The following is an 18,550-nucleotide window of genomic DNA, read 5'->3' as shown; positions in this document are numbered from 1 at the left end:
AGAGGGGGCCCTTCCTCTCATCTGGCGGCGAGCGGCTGGCGGGCCGGGTCGACCGGGGCGGGCAGGTCGCCCACCCCACCCAGGTACGTGTGGATCGCCGCCGCGGCGGCGCGTCCCTCGGCGATCGCCCAGACGATCAACGAAGCACCCCGGTGCATGTCACCGGCGACGAAGACGCCGTCGGCGGCCTGCCAGTCCGGACGGGCGTCGACAGCGCCCCGGCCGTTGCGGGTCACCCCGAACTGGGCCAGCAGCGGCTGCTCCTCGGTGCCCTCGAAGCCGATGGCGAGCAGCACCAGGTCGGCCGGGATCTCCCGCTCGGAGCCGGGCAGGGCTGTGACGATACGGCGACCGTCCACCTTCTCCACTGTCACCTCGGCGATGCGGACCGCGCGGACCTGGCCGGTGCCGTCGTCCACGAACTCCTGCACCGCCACCGCGAAGACGCGGTCGCCGCCCTCCTCGTGCGCCGGGTAGTTGCGCAACACCCACGGCCAGGTCGGCCACGGGTCACGGGCCGCGTCGCGCTCGGTCGGCGGCTGCGGGTAGAGGTCGAGCTGGTGTACGCCGGCCGCGCCCTGCCGGTGCGCCACGCCGAGGCAGTCCGCGGCGGTGTCGCCACCACCGATGATCACCACGTGCTTGCCGGCGGCGTCCATCGGCGTACCGTCCGGCAGGGTCGCCAGGGCGGGCCGCCCGTCCCCGGCGGCGGCGACCACCCGGTTCGCGGCGACCAGATGCGTCATCGCCTGGTGCACGCCGCGCAGCGCCCGGCCCGCCGTCTCCGGGGTGTCCCGGCCCTGCAACGCGCCACAGGCGAGCAGCACCGCGTCGTGCTCGGCGCGCAACTGCTCGGCGGTCACGTCGACGCCGACCTCGACGCCGGTCCGGAACCGCACACCCTCGGCGGTGAGCTGGGCCAGCCGCCTGTCGATGTGCTGCTTCTCCAGCTTGAAGTCGGGGATGCCGTAGCGGAGCAGGCCGCCGATCGCGTCGTCGCGCTCGTACACGGTGACCGTGTGACCGGCGCGCGCGAGCTGCTGCGCGGCGGCCAGCCCGGCCGGGCCGGAACCGACCACGGCGACCGACCGGCCGGTCGGGGCGGAGGCGGGCCGGGGGCGCAGGCCGTCGCGGGCCACCGCCGCGTCGGCGATCTCCACCTCGACCTGCTTGATCGTGACCGGCTGCTGGCCGCCCAGGCCGAGCACGCAGGCCGCCTCGCACGGCGCCGGGCAGAGCCGGCCGGTGAACTCGGGGAAGTTGTTGGTGGCGTGCAGCGACTCCACGGCGGCGTCCCAGTTGCCGGTGCGGACCAGGTCGTTCCAGTCCGGGATGCGGTTGCCCAGCGGGCAGCCGTCGTGGCAGAACGGGATGCCGCAGTCCATGCAGCGGGTGGCCTGCTCGCGGATCAGCTCCGCACCGGCCGGCGGGTAGACCTCCCGCCAGTCGGAGATGCGCACCGGCACCGGACGGCGGGCCGGCAGCCGCCGGTCGTAGCGCAGAAAACCGTTCGGGTCAGGCACGAGCCACCTCCTGGGCGACCACCCGGGGCGCGGGTGGCAAGGACGCGGCAGGCTGAGCCGGCGGGGCGGCTGTCGCCGCCAGTGCGCTCATCACCGCGTCGTCGACGTCTCGGCCGGCGGCTTCGGCGGCCCGCATGATCTCCATGACCCGGCGGTAGTCCCGGGGTACCACGGCGGTGAACTCCTCCACCGCCTGCGGCCAGCGCTTGAGCAGGTCCTCGGCGACCGCCGAGTCCGTCTCGGCGAAGTGCCGTTGGAGCAGCTCGTGCAGCCGTTCACGCTCCTCGTCGCGCAGCGGCGACAGGTCGACCAGCTCCGCGTTCACCAGCCGCTCGTCGAGCCGGTGCACGAACGCGGTGCCGCCGGACATGCCGGCGGCGAAGTTGCGCCCGGTCGGCCCGAGCACCACGACGGTGCCGCCGGTCATGTACTCGCAGCCGTGGTCGCCGAGTCCCTCGACCACCGCCACCGCGCCGGAGTTGCGCACCGCGAACCGCTCCCCCACCCGGCCGCGCAGGAACACCTCGCCGCCGGTGGCGCCGTACAGGATGGTGTTGCCGGCGATGATCTGGTCCTCGGCGCGGCGGCCCGGCGCGGCGTCCACGCCGACGAACGGCGCGGCGCCGTCCGGCCGGACCACGATCCGCCCGCCGGACAGTCCCTTGCCGACGTAGTCGTTGGCGTCGCCGTACAGGCGCAGCGTGACCCCGCGCGGCAGGAACGCGCCGAACGACTGGCCGGCGGTGCCGCGCAGCAGGAACTCGACGGTGTCGTCGGGCAGCCCGGCACCGCCGAAGCGGCGGGTCACCTCGCCGCCGAGCATCGCGCCGACGCTGCGGTGCTCGTTGCGCACCTCGACCTCGACCCGGACCGGGGTACGGTCGCGCAGCGCCGGCCCGGCCAGCTCGATGAGCCGGTTGTCCAGCGCCGCGTCGAGGCCGTGGTCCTGGGCGCGTACGCCCCGGCGGGCCGCGCCCTCGGGCAGCTCCGGCAGGTGCAACACGCGGCTCAGGTCCAGCCCGTGGCCCTTCCAGTGGTCGATCGCGCCGACCACGTCGAGCAGCTCGGTGTGGCCGATCGCCTCCTCGATGCTGCGGAAGCCCAGCTCGGCCAGGTAGCCGCGGACCTCCTCGGCGAGGAAGAGGAAGAAGTTCTCCACGAACTCGGGGCGGCCGGTGAAGCGCTCGCGCAGCACCGGGTTCTGGGTGGCGATGCCGACCGGACAGGTGTCCAGGTGACAGACGCGCATCATCACGCAGCCCTCGACGATCAGCGGCGCGGTGGCGAAGCCGAACTCCTCGGCGCCGAGCAGCGCCGCGACCAGCACGTCCCGGCCGGTCTTGAGCTGGCCGTCGACCTGCACTGTCACCCGGTCGCGCAGCTTGTTCAGCAGCAGCGTCTGCTGCGCCTCGGCCAGGCCCAGCTCCCACGGGGTGCCGGCGTGCTTGAGCGAGTTGAGCGGGGACGCGCCGGTGCCGCCGTCGTGCCCGGAGATCAGGATGACGTCGGCCTTGAGCTTGGCCACACCCGCCGCGACGGTGCCCACGCCCACCTCGCTGACCAGCTTGACGTGCACCCGGGCGGCCGGGTTGACGCACTTCAGGTCGTGGACGAGCTGGGCCAGGTCCTCGATGGAGTAGATGTCGTGGTGCGGCGGCGGGGAGATCAGGCCGACGCCGGGGGTGGCGTGCCGGGTCCGGGCGATCCACGGCCAGACCTTGTTGCCGGGCAGCTGCCCGCCCTCGCCGGGCTTCGCGCCCTGCGCCATCTTGATCTGCAGGTCGTCGGCGTTGACGAGGTATTCGCTGGTCACGCCGAACCGGCCGCTGGCGATCTGCTTGACCGCCGAGCGCCGCTCCGGATCGTGCAGCCGCTCGACGTCCTCGCCGCCCTCGCCGGTGTTGGACTTGCCGCCGAGCCGGTTCATCGCGATGGCGAGCGTCTCGTGCGCCTCCGCCGAGATCGACCCGTACGACATGGCGCCGGTGGCGAAGCGCTTGACGATCTCGGTGGCCGGCTCGACCTCGTCCAGGGGCACCGCCGGGCGTGCGCCGGTGCGCAGCGTGAACAGCCCGCGCAGTGAGCCCGCCTGCGCGGCCAGCTCGTCGACCTTGGCGGTGTACTGCCGGAACACGTCGTACTGGCGGCTGCGGGTGGCGTGCTGGAGCAGGAAGACGGTCTCCGGGTTGAACAGGTGCAGCTCGCCCTCGCGGCGCCACTGGTACTCGCCGCCGACCTCCAGCCGGTCGTCGCCCTGCGCGCCCGGGGCCGGCCAGGCCCGCGCGTGCCGGGCCGCGACCTCCGCGTGGATCTCGTTCAGGCCGATGCCGCCGATGGTGCTCGGCGTGCCGCGGAAGTATCTGTGGACAAGGCGGGTGTCCAGGCCGACGGCCTCGAAGACCTGCGCGCCGCAGTACGACGACACGGTCGAGATGCCCATCTTGGACATGATCTTCAGGACGCCCTTGCCGAGCGCCTTGACGTAGTTGCGGACCGCCTTCACCGGGTCCACGCCGGTCAACGCCCCGGTGGAGGTCATGTCCTCGACCGACTCGAAGGCCAGGTACGGGTTGACCGCCGCCGCGCCGTACCCGATCAGCACCGCCGCGTGGTGCACCTCGCGGCAGTCGCCGGACTCGACGATCAGCGCCACCTGGGTGCGGGTCTGCTCGCGGACCAGGTGCTGGTGCACCGCGGCGGTGAGCAGCAGCGACGGGATCGGCGCCAGGTCGGCGTTGGAGTCCCGGTCGGACAGCACCAGGATGCGCACGCCGTCCTCGATCGCCTCGGAGACGTGCCGGCAGATCTCGGTCAGCCGGGCCTTGATGCCGGCGCCGCCGTCGCGGATCCGGTACAGGCCGGACACCCGGACCGCCTTGAAGCCCGGCAGGTCGCCGTCCTCGTCGATGGACAGGATCTTGGCCAGCTCGTCGTTGTCGATCACCGGGTGGGGCAGCACGATCTGGCGGCAGCTCGCCGCACCCGGGTCCAGCAGGTTGCCCTCCGGCCCGATGGTGGACGCCAGGCTGGTCACCAGCTCCTCCCGGATGGCGTCCAGCGGCGGGTTGGTGACCTGGGCGAAGAGCTGATGGAAGTAGTCGTAGAGCAACCGCGGCCGGGTGGACAGCGGCGCGATCGGGGTGTCGGTGCCCATCGAGCCGATCGGCTCCGCGCCGCTGCGGGCCATCGGGCCGAGCAGGATCTTCATCTCCTCCTCGGTGTAGCCGAAGGTCTGCTGCCGGCGGCGTACCGAGTCGTGGGTGTAGACGGTGTGCTCGCGCGGCGGCAGGTCGTCCAGCTCGATCAGGCCGGCGTGCAGCCACTCCTGGTACGGCTGTGCGGCGGCCAGCTCGGTCTTGATCTCGTCGTCGGAGACGATCCGGCCGTTGACGGTGTCGACCAGGAACATCTTCCCGGGCTGGAGCCGGCCCTTGGCGACCACGGTGGCCGGGTCCAGGTCGAGCACGCCCGCCTCGCTGCCGAGCACCACCAGGCCGTCGGCGGTGTGCCACCAGCGGCCCGGGCGCAGGCCGTTGCGGTCCAGCACCGCGCCGACGATCTCGCCGTCGGTGAACGCGACCGACGCCGGGCCGTCCCACGGCTCCATCAGGCTGGCGTGGAAGCGGTAGAACGCGCGCTTGTCGGCGCGCATGTCCGGGTCGTTCTCCCACGCCTCGGGGATCATCATGAGCACCGCGTGCGGCAGGCTCCGCCCGGCCAGGTGCAGCAGTTCCAGCACCTCGTCGAAGTTGGCCGAGTCGGACGCCGCCGGCGTGCACACCGGGAAGACCCGGCGGATGTTGCCCGGAATGCTCGGACTCCGGAGCAGGGCCTCGCGGGCCTGCATCCAGTTGCGGTTGCCGCGGATCGTGTTGATCTCGCCGTTGTGCGCGATGAACCGGTACGGGTGCGCGAGCGGCCAGGACGGGAACGTGTTCGTGGAGAAGCGGGAGTGCACCAGCGCGATGGCGCTCTCCACCCGCTCGTCGGTCAGCTCCGGGTAGAACGCCGGGAGCTGGTCCGGGGTGAGCATGCCCTTGAACACCATCGTGCGGCCGGACAGCGACGGGAAGTACGCCGGCACGCCCCGCTCGGCGGTCTCCCGCTCGACCTGCTTGCGCAGGCAGAACGCCACCCGGTCCAGGTCGAGCCCGGACAGCGGGGAGCCGGCCGGACCGGCCGGCGAGTCGGTCAACCGGTGCGCGGCCAGGAAGAGCTGCCGGACCCGGGGCATCGCCGCGAGCGCGGTCTCCCCCAGGCCGGACGCGTCGGTCGGCACGTCCCGCCAGCCGAGCACGTCGGCGCCCTCGACGAGCGCGTACTTGTCGACCACCTGCCGGGCCCGGGCCTCGGCCGCGTCGTCGTCGGGCAGGAACACCAGGCCGGTGGCGTACTGGCCGGCCGGGGGCAGCGGGAAGTCGACGGTGGCGCGCAGGAACGCGTCCGGCACCTGGATCATGATGCCGGCGCCGTCGCCGGTGTTGTGCTCCGCGCCCCGGGCGCCCCGGTGGTCCAGCCGGCACAGCGCCCCGAGGCCGTTGGCGACGACCTGGTGCGAGCGCCGCCCGTGCAGGTCGGCCACGAAGGCCACGCCGCAGGCGTCGTGCTCGTACGCGGGGTCGTAGAGCCCGGTCGTCTGCGGGGCCGACTGCGGGCTGTGAGGGTACGGAAAGGCCACCGGGCCTCCTGTCGTCACTCAGGATGGATCATGATGGGGACGACGTCGGCCCTCTGCGGTTTATTGAGTCTACGTTAGGGCTTCCGACGCAAGGCCAGTTCAGATTGATCACACTTCCAGATGCTGGGACGTGTAGTCTCGCGCGGTGGATCTCGCACGCGCTGACGTACTCGCCCGGTTGGAGCGGTTCTACGACGCGGTGCCCCGCGACGGGGCGCGGACCGAGGAATACGGCGCCCTGGTGCTGTTCGTCCGGGACGGCGCCGGGTGGCCGTTCTACGCCCGCCCCCGCCTCGACGCCACCGAGCCGCCGACGCTCGCCGACGTGACAGCCGTCCGCGCCCGGCAGCAGGAGCTGGGCCTGCCGGAGACGTTCGAGTGGGTGCACGAGCACCAGCCGAACCTGCTCGCCGTGGCCCGCTCGGCCGGGCTCGGCGTGCTGGAGGCGCCGCTGATGCTGCTGGAGCCGGAGCGGCTGCCCGAGCCGGGGACGTTCAGTGACGTACCGGTGCGGGTGCTGGACCCCGGCGACCCCGGCTTCGCCGCGGACATCGCGCTGCGGCGGGCGGTCGCCGCTGTCGGCTTCGCCAACGGCGGCACCGCGCGCGGCGACGCCGGACCGGCCGAGCGGGACGCCGCCCTCGCCCAACTGGACGTGGCGGCGCTGGAGGAGGAGGCGACCCGGTTCGCCGACGGGCGGCGCATCTCGGTGCTCGCCGAGCTGCCCGAGGAGGGCGCGGTCGCCAGCGGGATGGCCATGCGGGTGGACGACGTGGCGGAGATCGCCGGCGTGGCCACGCTGCCGTCCGCCCGGCGCCGCGGACTGGGCGCGGTGGTGGCCGCCACGCTGGCGCGGGAACTGCTCGCCGCCGGCACCGCCCTGATCTTCCTGAGCGCCGGCAGCGAGGACATAGCCCGCGTCTACCTGCGGGTCGGGTTCCGCCGGGTCGGCACCGCCTGCATCGCCGAACCGGCCGCCGTCATCTGAGCGCCGGCGTGGCCCGCCCACCGGAGACCGGGCCGCGGGGGCCCGCCCTCCGCACCGAAGCGGGCCGCGTCAGGACGGCGGCTGCCAGGCGGCGGCCGCCGCGGCGGCCGTGTTGCGCAGTCGCGGGCTGATCGTGCCCAGTGCGGCGTCCCGGGCCCGCAGCGCCAGGCGTCCCCGGGCCTGCAGGACCGCCGACATCCGCCGGGTCTGCCGGACCATGGTGGCCGCGCGGGGGCGGCGCAACCTGTCGTACGCGGTCACCGCGTCCGGCAGCCGAGACTCCCGCAGCAGCCCGGCCAGCGTCGCCGCGTCCTCGAACGCCAGGCAGGCGCCCTGCCCGAGGTGCGGCGGCATGGCATGCGCGGCGTCGCCGAGCAGCACCACGCCGCCCGGGCCGGCCGGAAAGCCGTACGCCTTGGGCAGCGGGCGCAGCTCGCGGATCTCCTGCTGGACCACGTCCTCCGGGTCGGTCGCCTCCAGCAGCGTGCCGATCGGCGCGGGCCAGCCCGCGAACCAGCGCTTGAGCAGCGCGAGCTGGGTCTCCGGCGGCTCCGGGCGGGGCGCGCCGGCCGCGGTGGCGACCCAGTAGACGCCGCCCCGGCGGGACGCGCCAGCGGCGCCCCGCTCGCCGAGCGAGGCGGCCAGGAAGCGGTATCCGGCGCCGAGCGTCTCGCCGTGCACCGGCTGGTCGTCCGGCAATTGGGGAGCCCGGTACCAGGGGATGACCGCCCGCCAGGCGGCGCACCCCGAGCTGACCACAGCGGTCTCCGGGGCGAGGTGCCGGCGGATCTCGCTGTCGGCGCCGTCGGCGGCCACCACCAGGTCCGCCTCGTAGGTGTGCCGGCCGTCGCCCACCGCGGGTCGCTCACCGGAGGCCGCCCGCACCGTCCGCACCGTCACGCCGGTGCGCAGCTCGACCCGTTCGCCCAGGCCGGCGATGAGCGCGTCGTGCAGATCCTCCCGGTGCACCACCACCGGCATCCGCTCGGCCGGCGTGGACCGGGGCTGCACCAGCCAGTGGCCGTCCGGGCGGCGCACGCCACCGTCGGGCAGCGGGGTGGCGATCGCGTCCAGCCCGTCGCCCAGCCCGAGGGCGCGCAGCGCGCGTACCCCGTTGGGCCAGAGCACCACGGCGGTCGGCTCCGGGCGGAACCGGTCGGCGTGTTCGAGCAGCGTGACCTGCCAGCCCGACCGGGCCAGCACACCAGCCGCCGCCATTCCACCGAGGCCGGCGCCGACCACCACCGCGCTGCGCATGACTCCCCCGCTCAGCTGTCCCGGTCCGCCGGACGCCCGCCGGCATCGGCGCGGCCGGCGTTCGTGCGTTCCGGGCTCCCGCCGGCGTCGTCCGCGCTCCCGCCGGCGTCGTCCGCGCTCCGGGTGACGTCCTCGTTCTTCGCGCGTCCGGCGTCGTCAGTGACGTCGGTGACGTCGTCGGCCTTCGTGACGTCGTCCGGGGCTTCCGGGCGTTCGTCGTCGCCCTCCGGATCCGCCGGGGGCAGCACGCCGGTCTCCCGGTACGCGTCGAACTGTTCCTCGGTCACCACCCGATAGCCCTCGGGCACGGCCGGCTGCGCGGCGGCCTCCCGGGCGGAGAGGTCGACCTGGGACACGTCGCCGGCCGGGACGGTCACGGGGGCGGGCTCGCCCACCGGCACCAGGTATTCGCGGGGCCCGCGGACCCGGACGAAGTAGGCGAGCGCGCCGAGGAAGACGAGCACGGCGGTCCAGACGTTGAGCCGGACGCCGAGGATCAGGTTCGCCTCGTCGGTGCGCATCAGCTCGATCCAGAACCGGCCCACCGTGTAGCCCATCACGTAGAGCGCGAACGCCCGGCCGCGCCCGAGCCGCAGCTTGCGGTCGAGGACCAGCACCAGCGCGGCGACACCGACGTTCCACAGCGCCTCGTAGAGGAACGCCGGGTGGTAGAGCCCCGGCTGGAGCACCGGGTTGCCGGCGTCGTCACGCAGCGCATGACCCGGATTGTCCGGGTCCATCACGTGCACCTCCAGGCCCCACGGCAGCGTGGTCCGCCCGCCGTACAGCTCGTTGTTGAACCAGTTGCCCAGGCGGCCGACGGCCTGCGCCAGCGGCAGCCCCGGCGCCAGCGCGTCGGCGATGACGGTGAACGGGATGCCGAGTTGCCGGGCGGCGAGCCACGCACCGACCGCGCCACCGGCCACCGCGCCCCAGATGCCGAGCCCGCCCTCCCAGATGTAGAGCGCCTTGATCGGCTCACCACCGGCGCCGAAGTATTTCTCCGGCGAGGTGATCACGTGGTAGATCCGCGCGCCGATGATGCCCGCCGGCACGGCCCAGACGGCGATGTCGAGCACCGCGCCCGGCGCCACACCGCGACGGCGCAGCCGGTACTCGGTGACCACGCAGGCCACCACGATGCCGAGGATGATGCAGAGCGCGTACGCCCGGATCGGAACCGGACCGAGCTGCCAGACGGCGGTGCTGGGGCTGGGCATGGCCGCCAGTGGGGTCATCGGGGCGAGGGTCACGGGTGCACACGGTACCGGTGCGGACCGTGTGCGCGGCACCCCGGGCCGCCTGCCACGCGGGTCGGCATCTTCTGCTTCGCCCGGGTCACCGGACGGGGGCGCGGACTCCCTCGGCCAACTCGGCGCTGAGCTTGCGCAGGGCCGTCAGGCCGGCGGCCTGGTCCGGGGCGTCCAGCACGCAGCGGACCAGGGCGCTGCCCACGATCACCGCGTCGGCGTACCCGGCGACGGTGGCGGCCTGCGCGCCGGTGCCCACGCCCAGCCCCACCCCGACCGGGATGTCGGTGACCTCGCGCAGCCGGGAGACCAGCACCGGGGCCGCCTCGGAGGTCTGCGCGCGGGCGCCGGTGACGCCCATGATCGCCGTGGCGTAGACGAAGCCGCGGCAGTGCCCGGCCGTCATCCGCAGCCGCGCGTCGGTCGAGGACGGGGAGACCAGGAACGTCCGGTCCAGACCGTGCGCGTCGGAGGCGGCCAGCCACTCGGCGGCCTCGTCCGGGATCAGGTCCGGCGTGATCAGGCCGGTGCCACCGGCGGCGGCCATGTCGCGGGCGAACGCGTCCACGCCGTACTGCTCGATCGGGTTCCAGTAGGTCATGGTGACCACGCTCGCCCCGGTCGCGGCGACCGCCTCGACGACGCGCAGCGCGTCGGCGACGCGGACGCCGCCGGCGAGCGCGATGTCGCTGGCCTTCTGGATGACCGGGCCGTCCATCACCGGGTCGGAGTACGGGATCTCCACCTCGATGACGTCCACGCCCGCCTCGACCATGGCCCTCATGGCGGCGATGCTGCCCTCGACGGTCGGGAAGCCGGCCGGCATGCAGCCGACCAGGACGGCCCGTCCGTCCGCCCGCGCCTTGTCGAAGGCGACCCCGATGCGGCTCACGCTGTCACTCCTTGTCGAGGATGCCGAAGTACGCGCCGGCGGTGTGCACGTCCTTGTCGCCCCGGCCGGACAGGTTGACCACGATCAACGGTTCCCGGCCCAGCTCCTCGGCGAGCCGGGGGGCGATGGCGCGGGCGCCCGCGAGGGCGTGCGCGCTCTCGATCGCCGGGATGACGCCCTCGGTGCGGCACAGCAGCTCGAACGCGGCCATCGCGTCCGCGTCGTCGACCGGCAGGTAGGTGGCCCGGCCGGTGTCGTGCAGCCAGGCGTGCTCCGGCCCGACGCCCGGGTAGTCCAGGCCGGCCGAGATCGAGTGCGACTCGATGGTCTGCCCGTCGGCGTCCTGCAGGACGTACGTGCGGGTGCCGTGCAGCACGCCGGACGAGCCGCCGGTGATGCTGGCGGCGTGCCGGCCGCTGTCGACGCCCTCGCCGCCGGCTTCGAAGCCGTAGAGGCGGACCCCGGCGTCCGGCACGAACGCGTGGAAGATGCCCAGCGCGTTGGAGCCGCCGCCGACACACGCCGCGACCGCGTCCGGCAGCGTGCCGGTCAGGTCCAGGCACTGCTGGCGGGCCTCCACGCCGATGCCGCGCACGAAGTCGCGGACCATCTCCGGGAACGGGTGCGGGCCGGCGGCGGTGCCGATCAGGTAGTGGGTCTCCTCGACGTTGGCGACCCAGTCCCGCATCGCCTCGTTCATCGCGTCCTTGAGCGTGCGCGAGCCGGCGGTCACCGGGACGACAGTGGCGCCGAGCATCCGCATCCGGGCCACGTTCAGCGCCTGCCGCTCGGTGTCCACCTGGCCCATGTAGACGACGCATTCCAGGTCGAACAGCGCGGCGGCGGTGGCGGTGGCGACGCCGTGCTGGCCGGCGCCGGTCTCCGCGATGACCCGCCGCTTGCCCATCCGCTTGGTGAGCAGCGCCTGGCCCAGCACGTTGCGGACCTTGTGCGCGCCGGTGTGGTTGAGGTCCTCCCGCTTGAGCAGGACCCGCGCGCCGATCTGCGCGGAGAACCGCCGGGCCTCGTACAGCAGCGAGGGCGTGCCCGCGTAGTCGCGCAGCAGCGCGTCGAACTCGGCGAGGAACCCCTCGTCGCCCATCGCCTTGCGGTATGCCGCGTCCAGCTCGTCGAGCGCGGCGACGAGCGCCTCGGGGACGAACCGGCCGCCGAACCGGCCGAAGTGACCGGCGGCGTCGGGGACCTGGCCGGCTGCGGGTGCGGCGCTCATCGCGGGCGTCCTCTCGGATCGGGTGGCCCGGCGGCTCAGCGCACCGGGCGGGGCGTGGCCGGGTGGTTACCGGCGTTCACCAGCTCGGCGACCGCTTCGCGCGGGCTCTTCTGGGTGACCAGGCCCTCGCCCACCAGCACGGCGTCGGCGCCGGCGGAGGCGTACCGGATCAGGTCGTGCGGACCGCGCACCCCGGACTCGGCGATCTTGACGACGCTGCTGGGCAGGCCGGGCGCGATCCGCTCGAACACCGAGCGGTCGACCTCGAGCGTGCGCAGGTCGCGTGCGTTCACGCCGATCACCCGCGCGCCGGCCTCCAGGGCGCGGTCCGCCTCCTCCTCGGTGTGCACCTCGACCAGCGCGGTCATGCCCAGCGACTCGATCCGCTCCAGCAGGCCGACCAGCGCGTTCTGCTCCAGCGCGGCGACGATCAGCAGCACCATGTCGGCGCCGTGCGCGCGCGCCTCGTGCACCTGGTAGCTGGAGACCACGAAGTCCTTGCGCAGCACCGGCACGTTCACCGCGGCCCGCACCGCCGCCAGGTCGTCGAGCGACCCGCCGAACCAGCGGCCCTCGGTCAGCACGCTGATCGCCCGCGCGCCACCTGCCGCGTAGTCACCGGCCAGGTCCGCCGGGTCGGCGATCTCGGCCAGCCGCCCCTTGGACGGCGACGAGCGCTTCACCTCGGCGATCACGGCCACGCCGGGCCGGCGCAGGGCCGCGTACGCGTCGAGCGGTGGTGGCGCGGCGGCGGCCAGCTCACGGATCCGCTCCAGCGGAATCTGCTCCTGGCGCCGGGCCACGTCCTCGCGCACGCCGGCCAGGATCTCGTCGAGCACCCCTGCGGACGGCGCCGCTCCGGCGTCGTCCCCCTCCGCGTGCGCATGCTCAGCAGTCACCAACGGACTCCCCTCTCCGGGCGTCATGGGCCGATGCTAGGGGGCGCCACCTGGCGACGAGTGCCGGGGGTATGGCGCACCTCACGACATGGGCTGTGGCATGATGGCCGACTTGCGGTGAACACCATGTCACGCAGCGCCACCGATGGCATCGACCGTCACCCATCCCTATCTCACCACGATCGTTCCGGGCCCGCAGGACGGGCTCCGGCGGGCGGCTGTGACCAAGGTCAAGGACCTCCGGCCCTGCCCAGGTCGTACCCGGTGCCACACCGTTGACCTGTGCTTCACGACGGCGAAACGTGTGCCCGGAAGCATCGTCGTCGGGCACACTCGACGCCGGCGGCTGCCGACCGTCGCAAACGATCTCGTGTGGGGTGACCATGAGCGCCAACGGGCCGACCCAGGGCATCGACTTGACCACCATCTCCCGTACCGTCGCCTCCCTCGCCGTCGGCGTGGTGGAGACGCTGGAGCGCGCGGTGGCCGGTGACGGCCGGATGCGCACCGCCCGGGGCAACGCCTGGGAGGCGGTCTGCGCCGACCGGGCCCGCGCCGAACAGCGCCGCGAGCTGGAGCGGCTGGTGGCCGAGCTGACCGCCGCGCGCGCCGCGGCCCGGCGGCGCCGCGACGCCCGCGAGGCGCAGCCGGTCAGCTGACCGTCGGGTCCTCGCCCCGGTCCAGCGCGTCCCACGCGTCCCGGGTGCCGCGCTCGACCGCCGGACGGCCGGGCTCGTCCGCCCGGGCGGGCCGCCGCTCGTACCGGGCGCCCATCGCCGGCCAGCCGTCGCCGCGCAGCGCGGTGAACGCGCCGCCGGCCGCCAGGGCCAGGCCGCCGGCCAGCACCAGCGCCGGCCACTGCCGGCTCACCCCGGCCTCGGTCAGGCCGATCCCGCCGCCGACCGCCACCGCCACGCCGATTCCGGCCAGCAGGACACCCAGCAGGCGGCGCAGCCGCCCCCGGGTGGCGAGCACCGCGCCACCGCCGGCGAGTCCGACGTACGTCAGCGCCAGCACCCAGGGCAGCAGGTCCGTGCCGGTGCGCTCGGCCCGCCCGGACGGCAGCGACCCCCGGGCGGTCACCTCGACCGACCAGGTCCGGGTCACCGCCCAGCAGGCCAGGCCCGCGCCGGCCAGGCAGAGCAGCACCGCGTACGCCAGTTCGCGCCGGCCGCGGGCCGGCGGCGCGATGGCGCCGGGCGCGCTCACCGGGCCGCCCGCAGGGTCTCGGCGGCCGCGATGGCGGCGAGGACGGCGGCGGCCTTGCTCCGCGTCTCCCGGTCCTCGGCAGCGGGGTCGGAATCGGCCACGATGCCGGCCCCGGCCTGCACGTAGGCGCGGCCGTCGCGGATCAGCGCGGTACGGATCGCGATGGCCATGTCCAGGTCGCCGCCGAAGGCGAAGTAGCCGACGGTGCCGCCGTAGACGCCGCGCCGGACCGGCTCCAGCTCCTCGATGATCTCCATGGCACGCACCTTGGGCGCCCCGCTGAGCGTCCCGGCGGGGAACGTCGCGGCCAGCGCGTCGAACGCGGTGCGGTCGTCGCGCAGCTCGCCGACGACTGTGGAGACGATGTGCATGACGTGGCTGTAGCGCTCGATGGTGGCGAACTCGGGCACCTCGACGGTGCCCGGCCGGCACACCCGGCCCAGGTCGTTGCGGCCCAGGTCGACGAGCATCACGTGCTCGGCGCGTTCCTTGGGGTCGGCGAGCAGTTCGGCGGCGAGCCGGGCGTCGCCGTCCGGGGAGCCGCCGCGCGGCCGGGTGCCGGCGATCGGGTGCAGCAGCGCCCGCCGCCGCCCGTCCGGGCCGGCGCTGACCTTCAGGTGCGCCTCCGGAGACGAGCCGACGATGTCGAAGCCGTCGAAGCGCAGCAGGTACATGTACGGACTGGGGTTCGTGGTGCGCAGCACCCGGTAGACGTCGAGCGGGTCGGCGTCGGTGGGGCGCTCGAAGCGCTGGCTGAGCACGATCTGGAAGCACTCGCCGGCCCGGATCGCCTCCTTGGCCGTCTCCACCGCCTTCGGGTAGCCGCCCTCGGGGGTGCGGCTGACCACCTCGCCGACGCCGGGCCGGCCGACCGTCGAGACCATGGGCGGAATCGGTCGGGACAGCGCTGAGGTCATCGCGTCCAGGCGGCCGACGGCGTGGTGGTACGCGGCCTCGACCCGCTCGGCCCGGCCGGGGGTGTCCAGCGGCGGCAGCACCGCGTTGGCGACCAGGATCGCCGATCCCTCGTAGTGGTCCAGGACCACCAGGTCGGTCGCGAGCATCATGCCCAGCTCGGGCACGTCCAGCTCGTCCTCGGTCAGCTCGGGCAGGCGCTCGAAGCGGCGCACCAGGTCGTACGCGAGGTAGCCGACCAGGCCGCCGGTCAGCGGCGGCATGTCACCGGCGGGGTCGAAGGCCGGCCCGGCGAGCGCCGCGACCGACTCGCGCAGCACGGTGACCGGGTCGCCGGAGGTGGGCACGCCGGCCGGCGGCGTGCCGGTCCAGCTCGCGGCGCCGTCGCGCTCGGTGAGCGTGGCGCTGCTGCGTACGCCGATGAACGAGTAGCGCGACCAGGCCGTGCCGGCCGAGCCGACGCCCTGTTCGGCGGACTCCAGCAGGAACGTGCCGGGACCGCCGGCCAGCTTGCGGTAGACGCCGACCGGCGTCTCCGCGTCGGCGAGCAGCCGCCGGGTCACCGGCACGACCCGCCAGCGGGCGGCCAGGTCGGCGAAGGTGGACCGGTCCGGATGGACGGTGCCGTCGGTCACGGGGTCGCCTCCGGGGAGCTGACCGGCAGCTCGGTGAAAAAGCAGGTGCGCTGCCCGGTGTGGCAGGCCGCGCCGACCTGCTCCACGCCGACCAGCAGCGCGTCGCCGTCGCAGTCCAGCGCGACCGAGCGCACGTACTGGTGGTTGCCCGAGGTGGTGCCCTTGACCCAGTACTCGCCGCGGCTGCGCGACCAGTAGGTGGCCCGCCCGGTGGTGAGCGTGCGGTGCAGCGCCTCGTCGTCCATCCAGGCGACCATCAGCACCTCGCCCGAGTCGTGGGCGCGGACCACGGCGGCGACCAGGCCGTCCGGGGTGCGGCGGAGCTTCGCGGCGATGGCCGGGTCGAGCCGGGACGGGCGGGCCGGTCCGGGAGCGGGGGCGCCGGTCAGCGGCGCGTCAGGGGCGGGCACGGTTGACCATTCTCCCGCACGCGGCCCGGGCCGCGCCGACGTGTCCCGGGAGACGGGCCACTCGCACCCCCGGCAGAGGCGTTCAGCCGGATTCCTCCTCGGCCCGGCGGTACGCGTCGATCTTGTATTCGAGCACCTTCAGGTCCTCCGACAGCTCGGCCATCCGGGCGAGCACCCGGGCCCGGTGCGCCTCGAACAGCGCCCGTCGCGCGCCGAGCGTGCTGTCCCCGTGCCGGGCCAGCTCGGCGTAGCGGCGCATGTCGCGCACCGGCATCCCGGTGCGCCGCAGCCGGGTGAGCAGGAACAGCCAGTTGACGTCGGACTCGGTGTAGCGCCGGCGGCCGGACGAGTCCCGCCCGACGCGGCCCACCAGGCCCTCCTGCTCGTACCAGCGCAGCGTGTAGGTGGTCAGGCCGACCCGTTCCGCCGCCTCACCCACGGTGAGGCTCATCTCCCGCGTGCTGATGTCCACGCCCTCCAGGCTTCCAGTTCGAGCACGCTCGAAGTCAAGTCCCTCATTGCCGTGGACGCGGAATTCACCTACCGTTGAGTTCAACGGATGATGAATTGACGGAGGCGAGCATGGACGACGCGGTGTCGGTCCGCGAGCTGGTGGTCGACCGGGGCGGGCGGCGGGTGCTGCACGGCATCACCTGCGCGGTGCCCCGGGGCAGCGTCACCGGGCTGCTCGGGCCCAGCGGCAGCGGCAAGACCACGCTGATGCGCGCGGTGGTCGGCGTGCAGACCATCGGCGCCGGCGCCGTGGAGGTGCTCGGCCGCCCGGCCGGCTCGGCCGAGCTTCGCCGCCGGGTGGGCTACCTGACCCAGGCGCCGAGCGTCTACGCCGACCTGACGGTGCGGGAGAACGCCCGCTACTTCGCGGTGCTCCAGGGCCGGGGCCGCGCCGAGGCCGACCGCGCGGTCGCCGACGTCGGCCTGGCCACCGCCGCCGGCCAGCTCGTCGGCACGCTCTCCGGCGGCCAGCGCAGCCGCGCCTCGCTGGCCTGCGCGCTCGTCGGCGAACCGGAGCTGGTCGTCCTCGACGAACCCACCGTCGGCCAGGACCCGGTGCTGCGGGCCGACCTGTGGGCCCGGTTCCACGCCATGGCCGCGAACGGCACCACGCTGCTGGTCTCCAGCCACGTGATGGACGAGGCCGCCCGCTGCGACCGGCTGCTGCTGATCCGCGAGGGCCGGCTGATCGCCGACGACACCCCGGCGGCGGTCCGCGCCGCCACCGGGACCGACGACCTGGAGGAGGCGTTCCTGCGCCTGATCCGCGACGCCGAGGGAGAGGCGCGATGAACGGACGGATCCTGGCCGCCACCACCGGGCGCATCCTGCGCCAGCTCCGGCACGACCGGCGGACCGTGGCGCTGCTCGTGGTGGTGCCGTCGGTGCTTCTCACGCTCGTCTACTTCATGTACGTCGACCAGCCCGCCCCGCCCGGCGCGCCCGGCACGTTCGACCGGGTGGCCCTGATCATGCTGGGCTTCTTCCCGTTCATCATCATGTTCCTGGTGACCAGCATCGCCATGCTCCGCGAGCGCACCACCGGCACGCTGGAGCGCCTGCTCACCACGCCGCTGGGAAAGCTCGACCTGCTGTTCGGGTACGGCATCGCGTTCGGCCTGGCCGGGGTGCTCCAGTCGACTGTGGCATCGGTGGTCGCGTACCAGGTGTTCGGTCTGGAGACCGCGGGCAGCGCGTGGCTGGTCGTGCTGATCGCCGGGGTGAACGCGGTGCTCGCGGTGGCGCTCGGGCTGTTCTGCTCGGCGTTCGCCCGCACCGAGTTCCAGGCGGTCCAGTTCATGCCGGTGGTGGTGGCCCCGCAACTGCTGCTGTGCGGCCTGTTCGTGCCGCGCGGCGAGATGGCCGGCTGGCTCCAGGCGGTCAGCGACGCGCTGCCGCTGTCGTACGCGGTCGAGGCGTTGCAGGAGGTCGGCGCGCACGCCGAGCCGACCGGGACGATGTGGCGGGACGTGGCGATCGTGGCCGGCGCGGCGGTGGCGGCGCTGGTGCTGGCCGCCGCGACGCTGCGCCGGCGCAGCGGGTGAACGCGCGGCGCACCGGGCGGCGGCCCGGCAACCCGGACACCCGCGAGGCCATCCTCGCCGCGGCACGGGAGGCGTTCGCCGAGCGCGGCTTCGACGCCGCGTCGATCCGGGCCATCGCCACCGCGTCCGGCGTGGACCCGGCGCTCGTGCACCACTACTTCGGCGGCAAGGAGGAGCTGTTCCGGGCCGCGACGGCGTTCCCGGCCGACCCGGGGCGGCTGCTGCCGGCGGTGCTGGCGGGCGACCCGGACGGCGTCGGCGAGCGGCTGGTCCGGGTGTTCCTGCAGGTCTGGGACTCCCCCGCCGGCAGCGCCGGGGTGGCGCTGCTGCGTTCGGCGGTGAGCAACGACTGGACCGCCCGGCTGCTGCGCGAATTCCTGGTCACGCAGGTGCTGCGCCGGGTGCTCGACCATCTCGACGCCGACCCGGCGCAGCGCGCGCTGCGCGGCGGGCTGGTCGCCACCCAGCTCGCCGGGCTGGCCATGATGCGGTACGTGCTCCGCCTCGACGCGGTGGCCACCGCCGAGCCGGCGACGCTGGTGGCCGCCGTCGGCCCGACGGTCCAGCGTTACCTCACCGGCGACCTGACCTGACGGACCCGCCAGG

Annotated in this window: 16 protein-coding genes; 5 read left to right on the top strand and 11 right to left on the bottom strand. The window is 74.4% G+C overall.

Annotated elements, in window-relative coordinates; all coding sequences use genetic code 11:
• Nucleotides 1-17: 17 nt before the first annotated feature.
• Nucleotides 18-1,523, bottom strand: a complete 1,506-nt coding sequence (locus ACFYON_RS00520; protein ID WP_354870272.1) for a glutamate synthase subunit beta — start codon at nucleotides 1,521-1,523, stop codon at nucleotides 18-20.
• Complete coding sequence (gene gltB / locus ACFYON_RS00515; RefSeq protein WP_354870270.1) at nucleotides 1,516-6,201, bottom strand: glutamate synthase large subunit; 4,686 nt, start codon at nucleotides 6,199-6,201, stop codon at nucleotides 1,516-1,518. Before gltB ends, ACFYON_RS00520 begins: the two co-directional genes overlap by 8 nt.
• Nucleotides 6,202-6,346: 145 nt before the next feature.
• Here gltB and ACFYON_RS00510 point away from each other — a divergent pair, with 145 nt between their 5' ends.
• Nucleotides 6,347-7,189, top strand: coding sequence for a GNAT family N-acetyltransferase (locus tag ACFYON_RS00510; RefSeq protein WP_354870267.1), 843 nt, complete (start codon nucleotides 6,347-6,349; stop codon nucleotides 7,187-7,189).
• A 69-nt stretch (nucleotides 7,190-7,258) separates the two neighbouring features.
• Here ACFYON_RS00510 and ACFYON_RS00505 read toward each other — a convergent pair whose 3' ends face one another.
• The 5 genes from ACFYON_RS00505 to trpC form a co-directional block, all read right to left on the bottom strand.
• Nucleotides 7,259-8,446, bottom strand: a complete 1,188-nt coding sequence (locus tag ACFYON_RS00505) for an NAD(P)/FAD-dependent oxidoreductase (RefSeq protein WP_354870265.1) — start codon at nucleotides 8,444-8,446, stop codon at nucleotides 7,259-7,261.
• 11 nt (nucleotides 8,447-8,457) lie between these two features.
• A complete protein-coding gene (gene lgt, locus ACFYON_RS00500; RefSeq protein WP_354870263.1) occupies nucleotides 8,458-9,699 on the bottom strand; it encodes a prolipoprotein diacylglyceryl transferase in 1,242 nt (413 codons plus the stop codon).
• 85 nt (nucleotides 9,700-9,784) lie between these two features.
• Nucleotides 9,785-10,588: a tryptophan synthase subunit alpha gene (gene trpA, locus ACFYON_RS00495; RefSeq protein WP_354870260.1), complete on the bottom strand. Its 804-nt coding sequence runs from the start codon at nucleotides 10,586-10,588 to the stop codon at nucleotides 9,785-9,787.
• Nucleotides 10,589-10,592: 4 nt separating this feature from the next.
• Nucleotides 10,593-11,819: a tryptophan synthase subunit beta gene (gene trpB, locus ACFYON_RS00490; protein WP_354870258.1), complete on the bottom strand. Its 1,227-nt coding sequence runs from the start codon at nucleotides 11,817-11,819 to the stop codon at nucleotides 10,593-10,595.
• A gap of 35 nt (nucleotides 11,820-11,854) precedes the next feature.
• Nucleotides 11,855-12,658 carry an indole-3-glycerol phosphate synthase TrpC gene (trpC, locus tag ACFYON_RS00485; RefSeq protein ID WP_354870319.1) on the bottom strand — a complete coding sequence of 268 codons (804 nt, stop codon included), beginning with the start codon at nucleotides 12,656-12,658 and terminating at the stop codon, nucleotides 11,855-11,857.
• A 443-nt stretch (nucleotides 12,659-13,101) separates the two neighbouring features.
• On the opposite strand from trpC, the gene ACFYON_RS00480 reads away from it, so the two are divergent.
• Nucleotides 13,102-13,377, top strand: coding sequence for a hypothetical protein (locus ACFYON_RS00480; RefSeq protein ID WP_354870255.1), 276 nt, complete (start codon nucleotides 13,102-13,104; stop codon nucleotides 13,375-13,377).
• Here ACFYON_RS00480 and ACFYON_RS00475 read toward each other — a convergent pair.
• The 4 genes from ACFYON_RS00475 to ACFYON_RS00460 all read right to left on the bottom strand — a co-directional run bounded on the left by ACFYON_RS00475 (nucleotide 13,370) and on the right by ACFYON_RS00460 (nucleotide 16,359).
• Nucleotides 13,370-13,927: a Trp biosynthesis-associated membrane protein gene (locus tag ACFYON_RS00475; RefSeq protein ID WP_354870253.1), complete on the bottom strand. Its 558-nt coding sequence runs from the start codon at nucleotides 13,925-13,927 to the stop codon at nucleotides 13,370-13,372. The two genes, ACFYON_RS00480 and ACFYON_RS00475, sit on opposite strands and share 8 nt — an antisense overlap.
• Nucleotides 13,924-15,477 carry an anthranilate synthase component I gene (locus ACFYON_RS00470; protein WP_354870250.1) on the bottom strand — a complete coding sequence of 518 codons (1,554 nt, stop codon included), beginning with the start codon at nucleotides 15,475-15,477 and terminating at the stop codon, nucleotides 13,924-13,926. The genes ACFYON_RS00475 and ACFYON_RS00470 overlap by 4 nt, the downstream gene beginning before the upstream one ends.
• Complete coding sequence (hisI, locus tag ACFYON_RS00465; RefSeq protein ID WP_354870247.1) at nucleotides 15,474-15,887, bottom strand: phosphoribosyl-AMP cyclohydrolase; 414 nt, start codon at nucleotides 15,885-15,887, stop codon at nucleotides 15,474-15,476. Before hisI ends, ACFYON_RS00470 begins: the two co-directional genes overlap by 4 nt.
• 82 nt (nucleotides 15,888-15,969) lie before the next feature.
• Nucleotides 15,970-16,359 (bottom strand): MerR family transcriptional regulator, encoded by a 390-nt coding sequence (locus ACFYON_RS00460; RefSeq protein ID WP_354870245.1) that lies wholly within the window; start codon nucleotides 16,357-16,359, stop codon nucleotides 15,970-15,972.
• Nucleotides 16,360-16,469: 110 nt separating this feature from the next.
• Between ACFYON_RS00460 and ACFYON_RS00455 the strand changes: the two genes are divergently transcribed.
• The 3 genes from ACFYON_RS00455 to ACFYON_RS00445 are packed head-to-tail and all read left to right on the top strand — an operon-like array spanning nucleotide 16,470 to nucleotide 18,537.
• Complete coding sequence (locus ACFYON_RS00455; protein WP_354870242.1) at nucleotides 16,470-17,192, top strand: ABC transporter ATP-binding protein; 723 nt, start codon at nucleotides 16,470-16,472, stop codon at nucleotides 17,190-17,192.
• A complete protein-coding gene (locus ACFYON_RS00450) occupies nucleotides 17,189-17,944 on the top strand; it encodes an ABC transporter permease (RefSeq protein WP_354870240.1) in 756 nt (251 codons plus the stop codon). The genes ACFYON_RS00455 and ACFYON_RS00450 overlap by 4 nt, the downstream gene beginning before the upstream one ends.
• Nucleotides 17,941-18,537 (top strand): TetR family transcriptional regulator, encoded by a 597-nt coding sequence (locus ACFYON_RS00445; protein WP_354870237.1) that lies wholly within the window; start codon nucleotides 17,941-17,943, stop codon nucleotides 18,535-18,537. Before ACFYON_RS00450 ends, ACFYON_RS00445 begins: the two co-directional genes overlap by 4 nt.
• Nucleotides 18,538-18,550: the final 13 nt, after the last annotated feature.

Source organism: Micromonospora sp. NPDC005686, assembly GCF_042871665.1.
Taxonomy (GTDB): Bacteria; Actinomycetota; Actinomycetes; order Mycobacteriales; family Micromonosporaceae; genus Micromonospora.
This window is presented reverse-complemented; position numbering and strand designations above follow the sequence as displayed.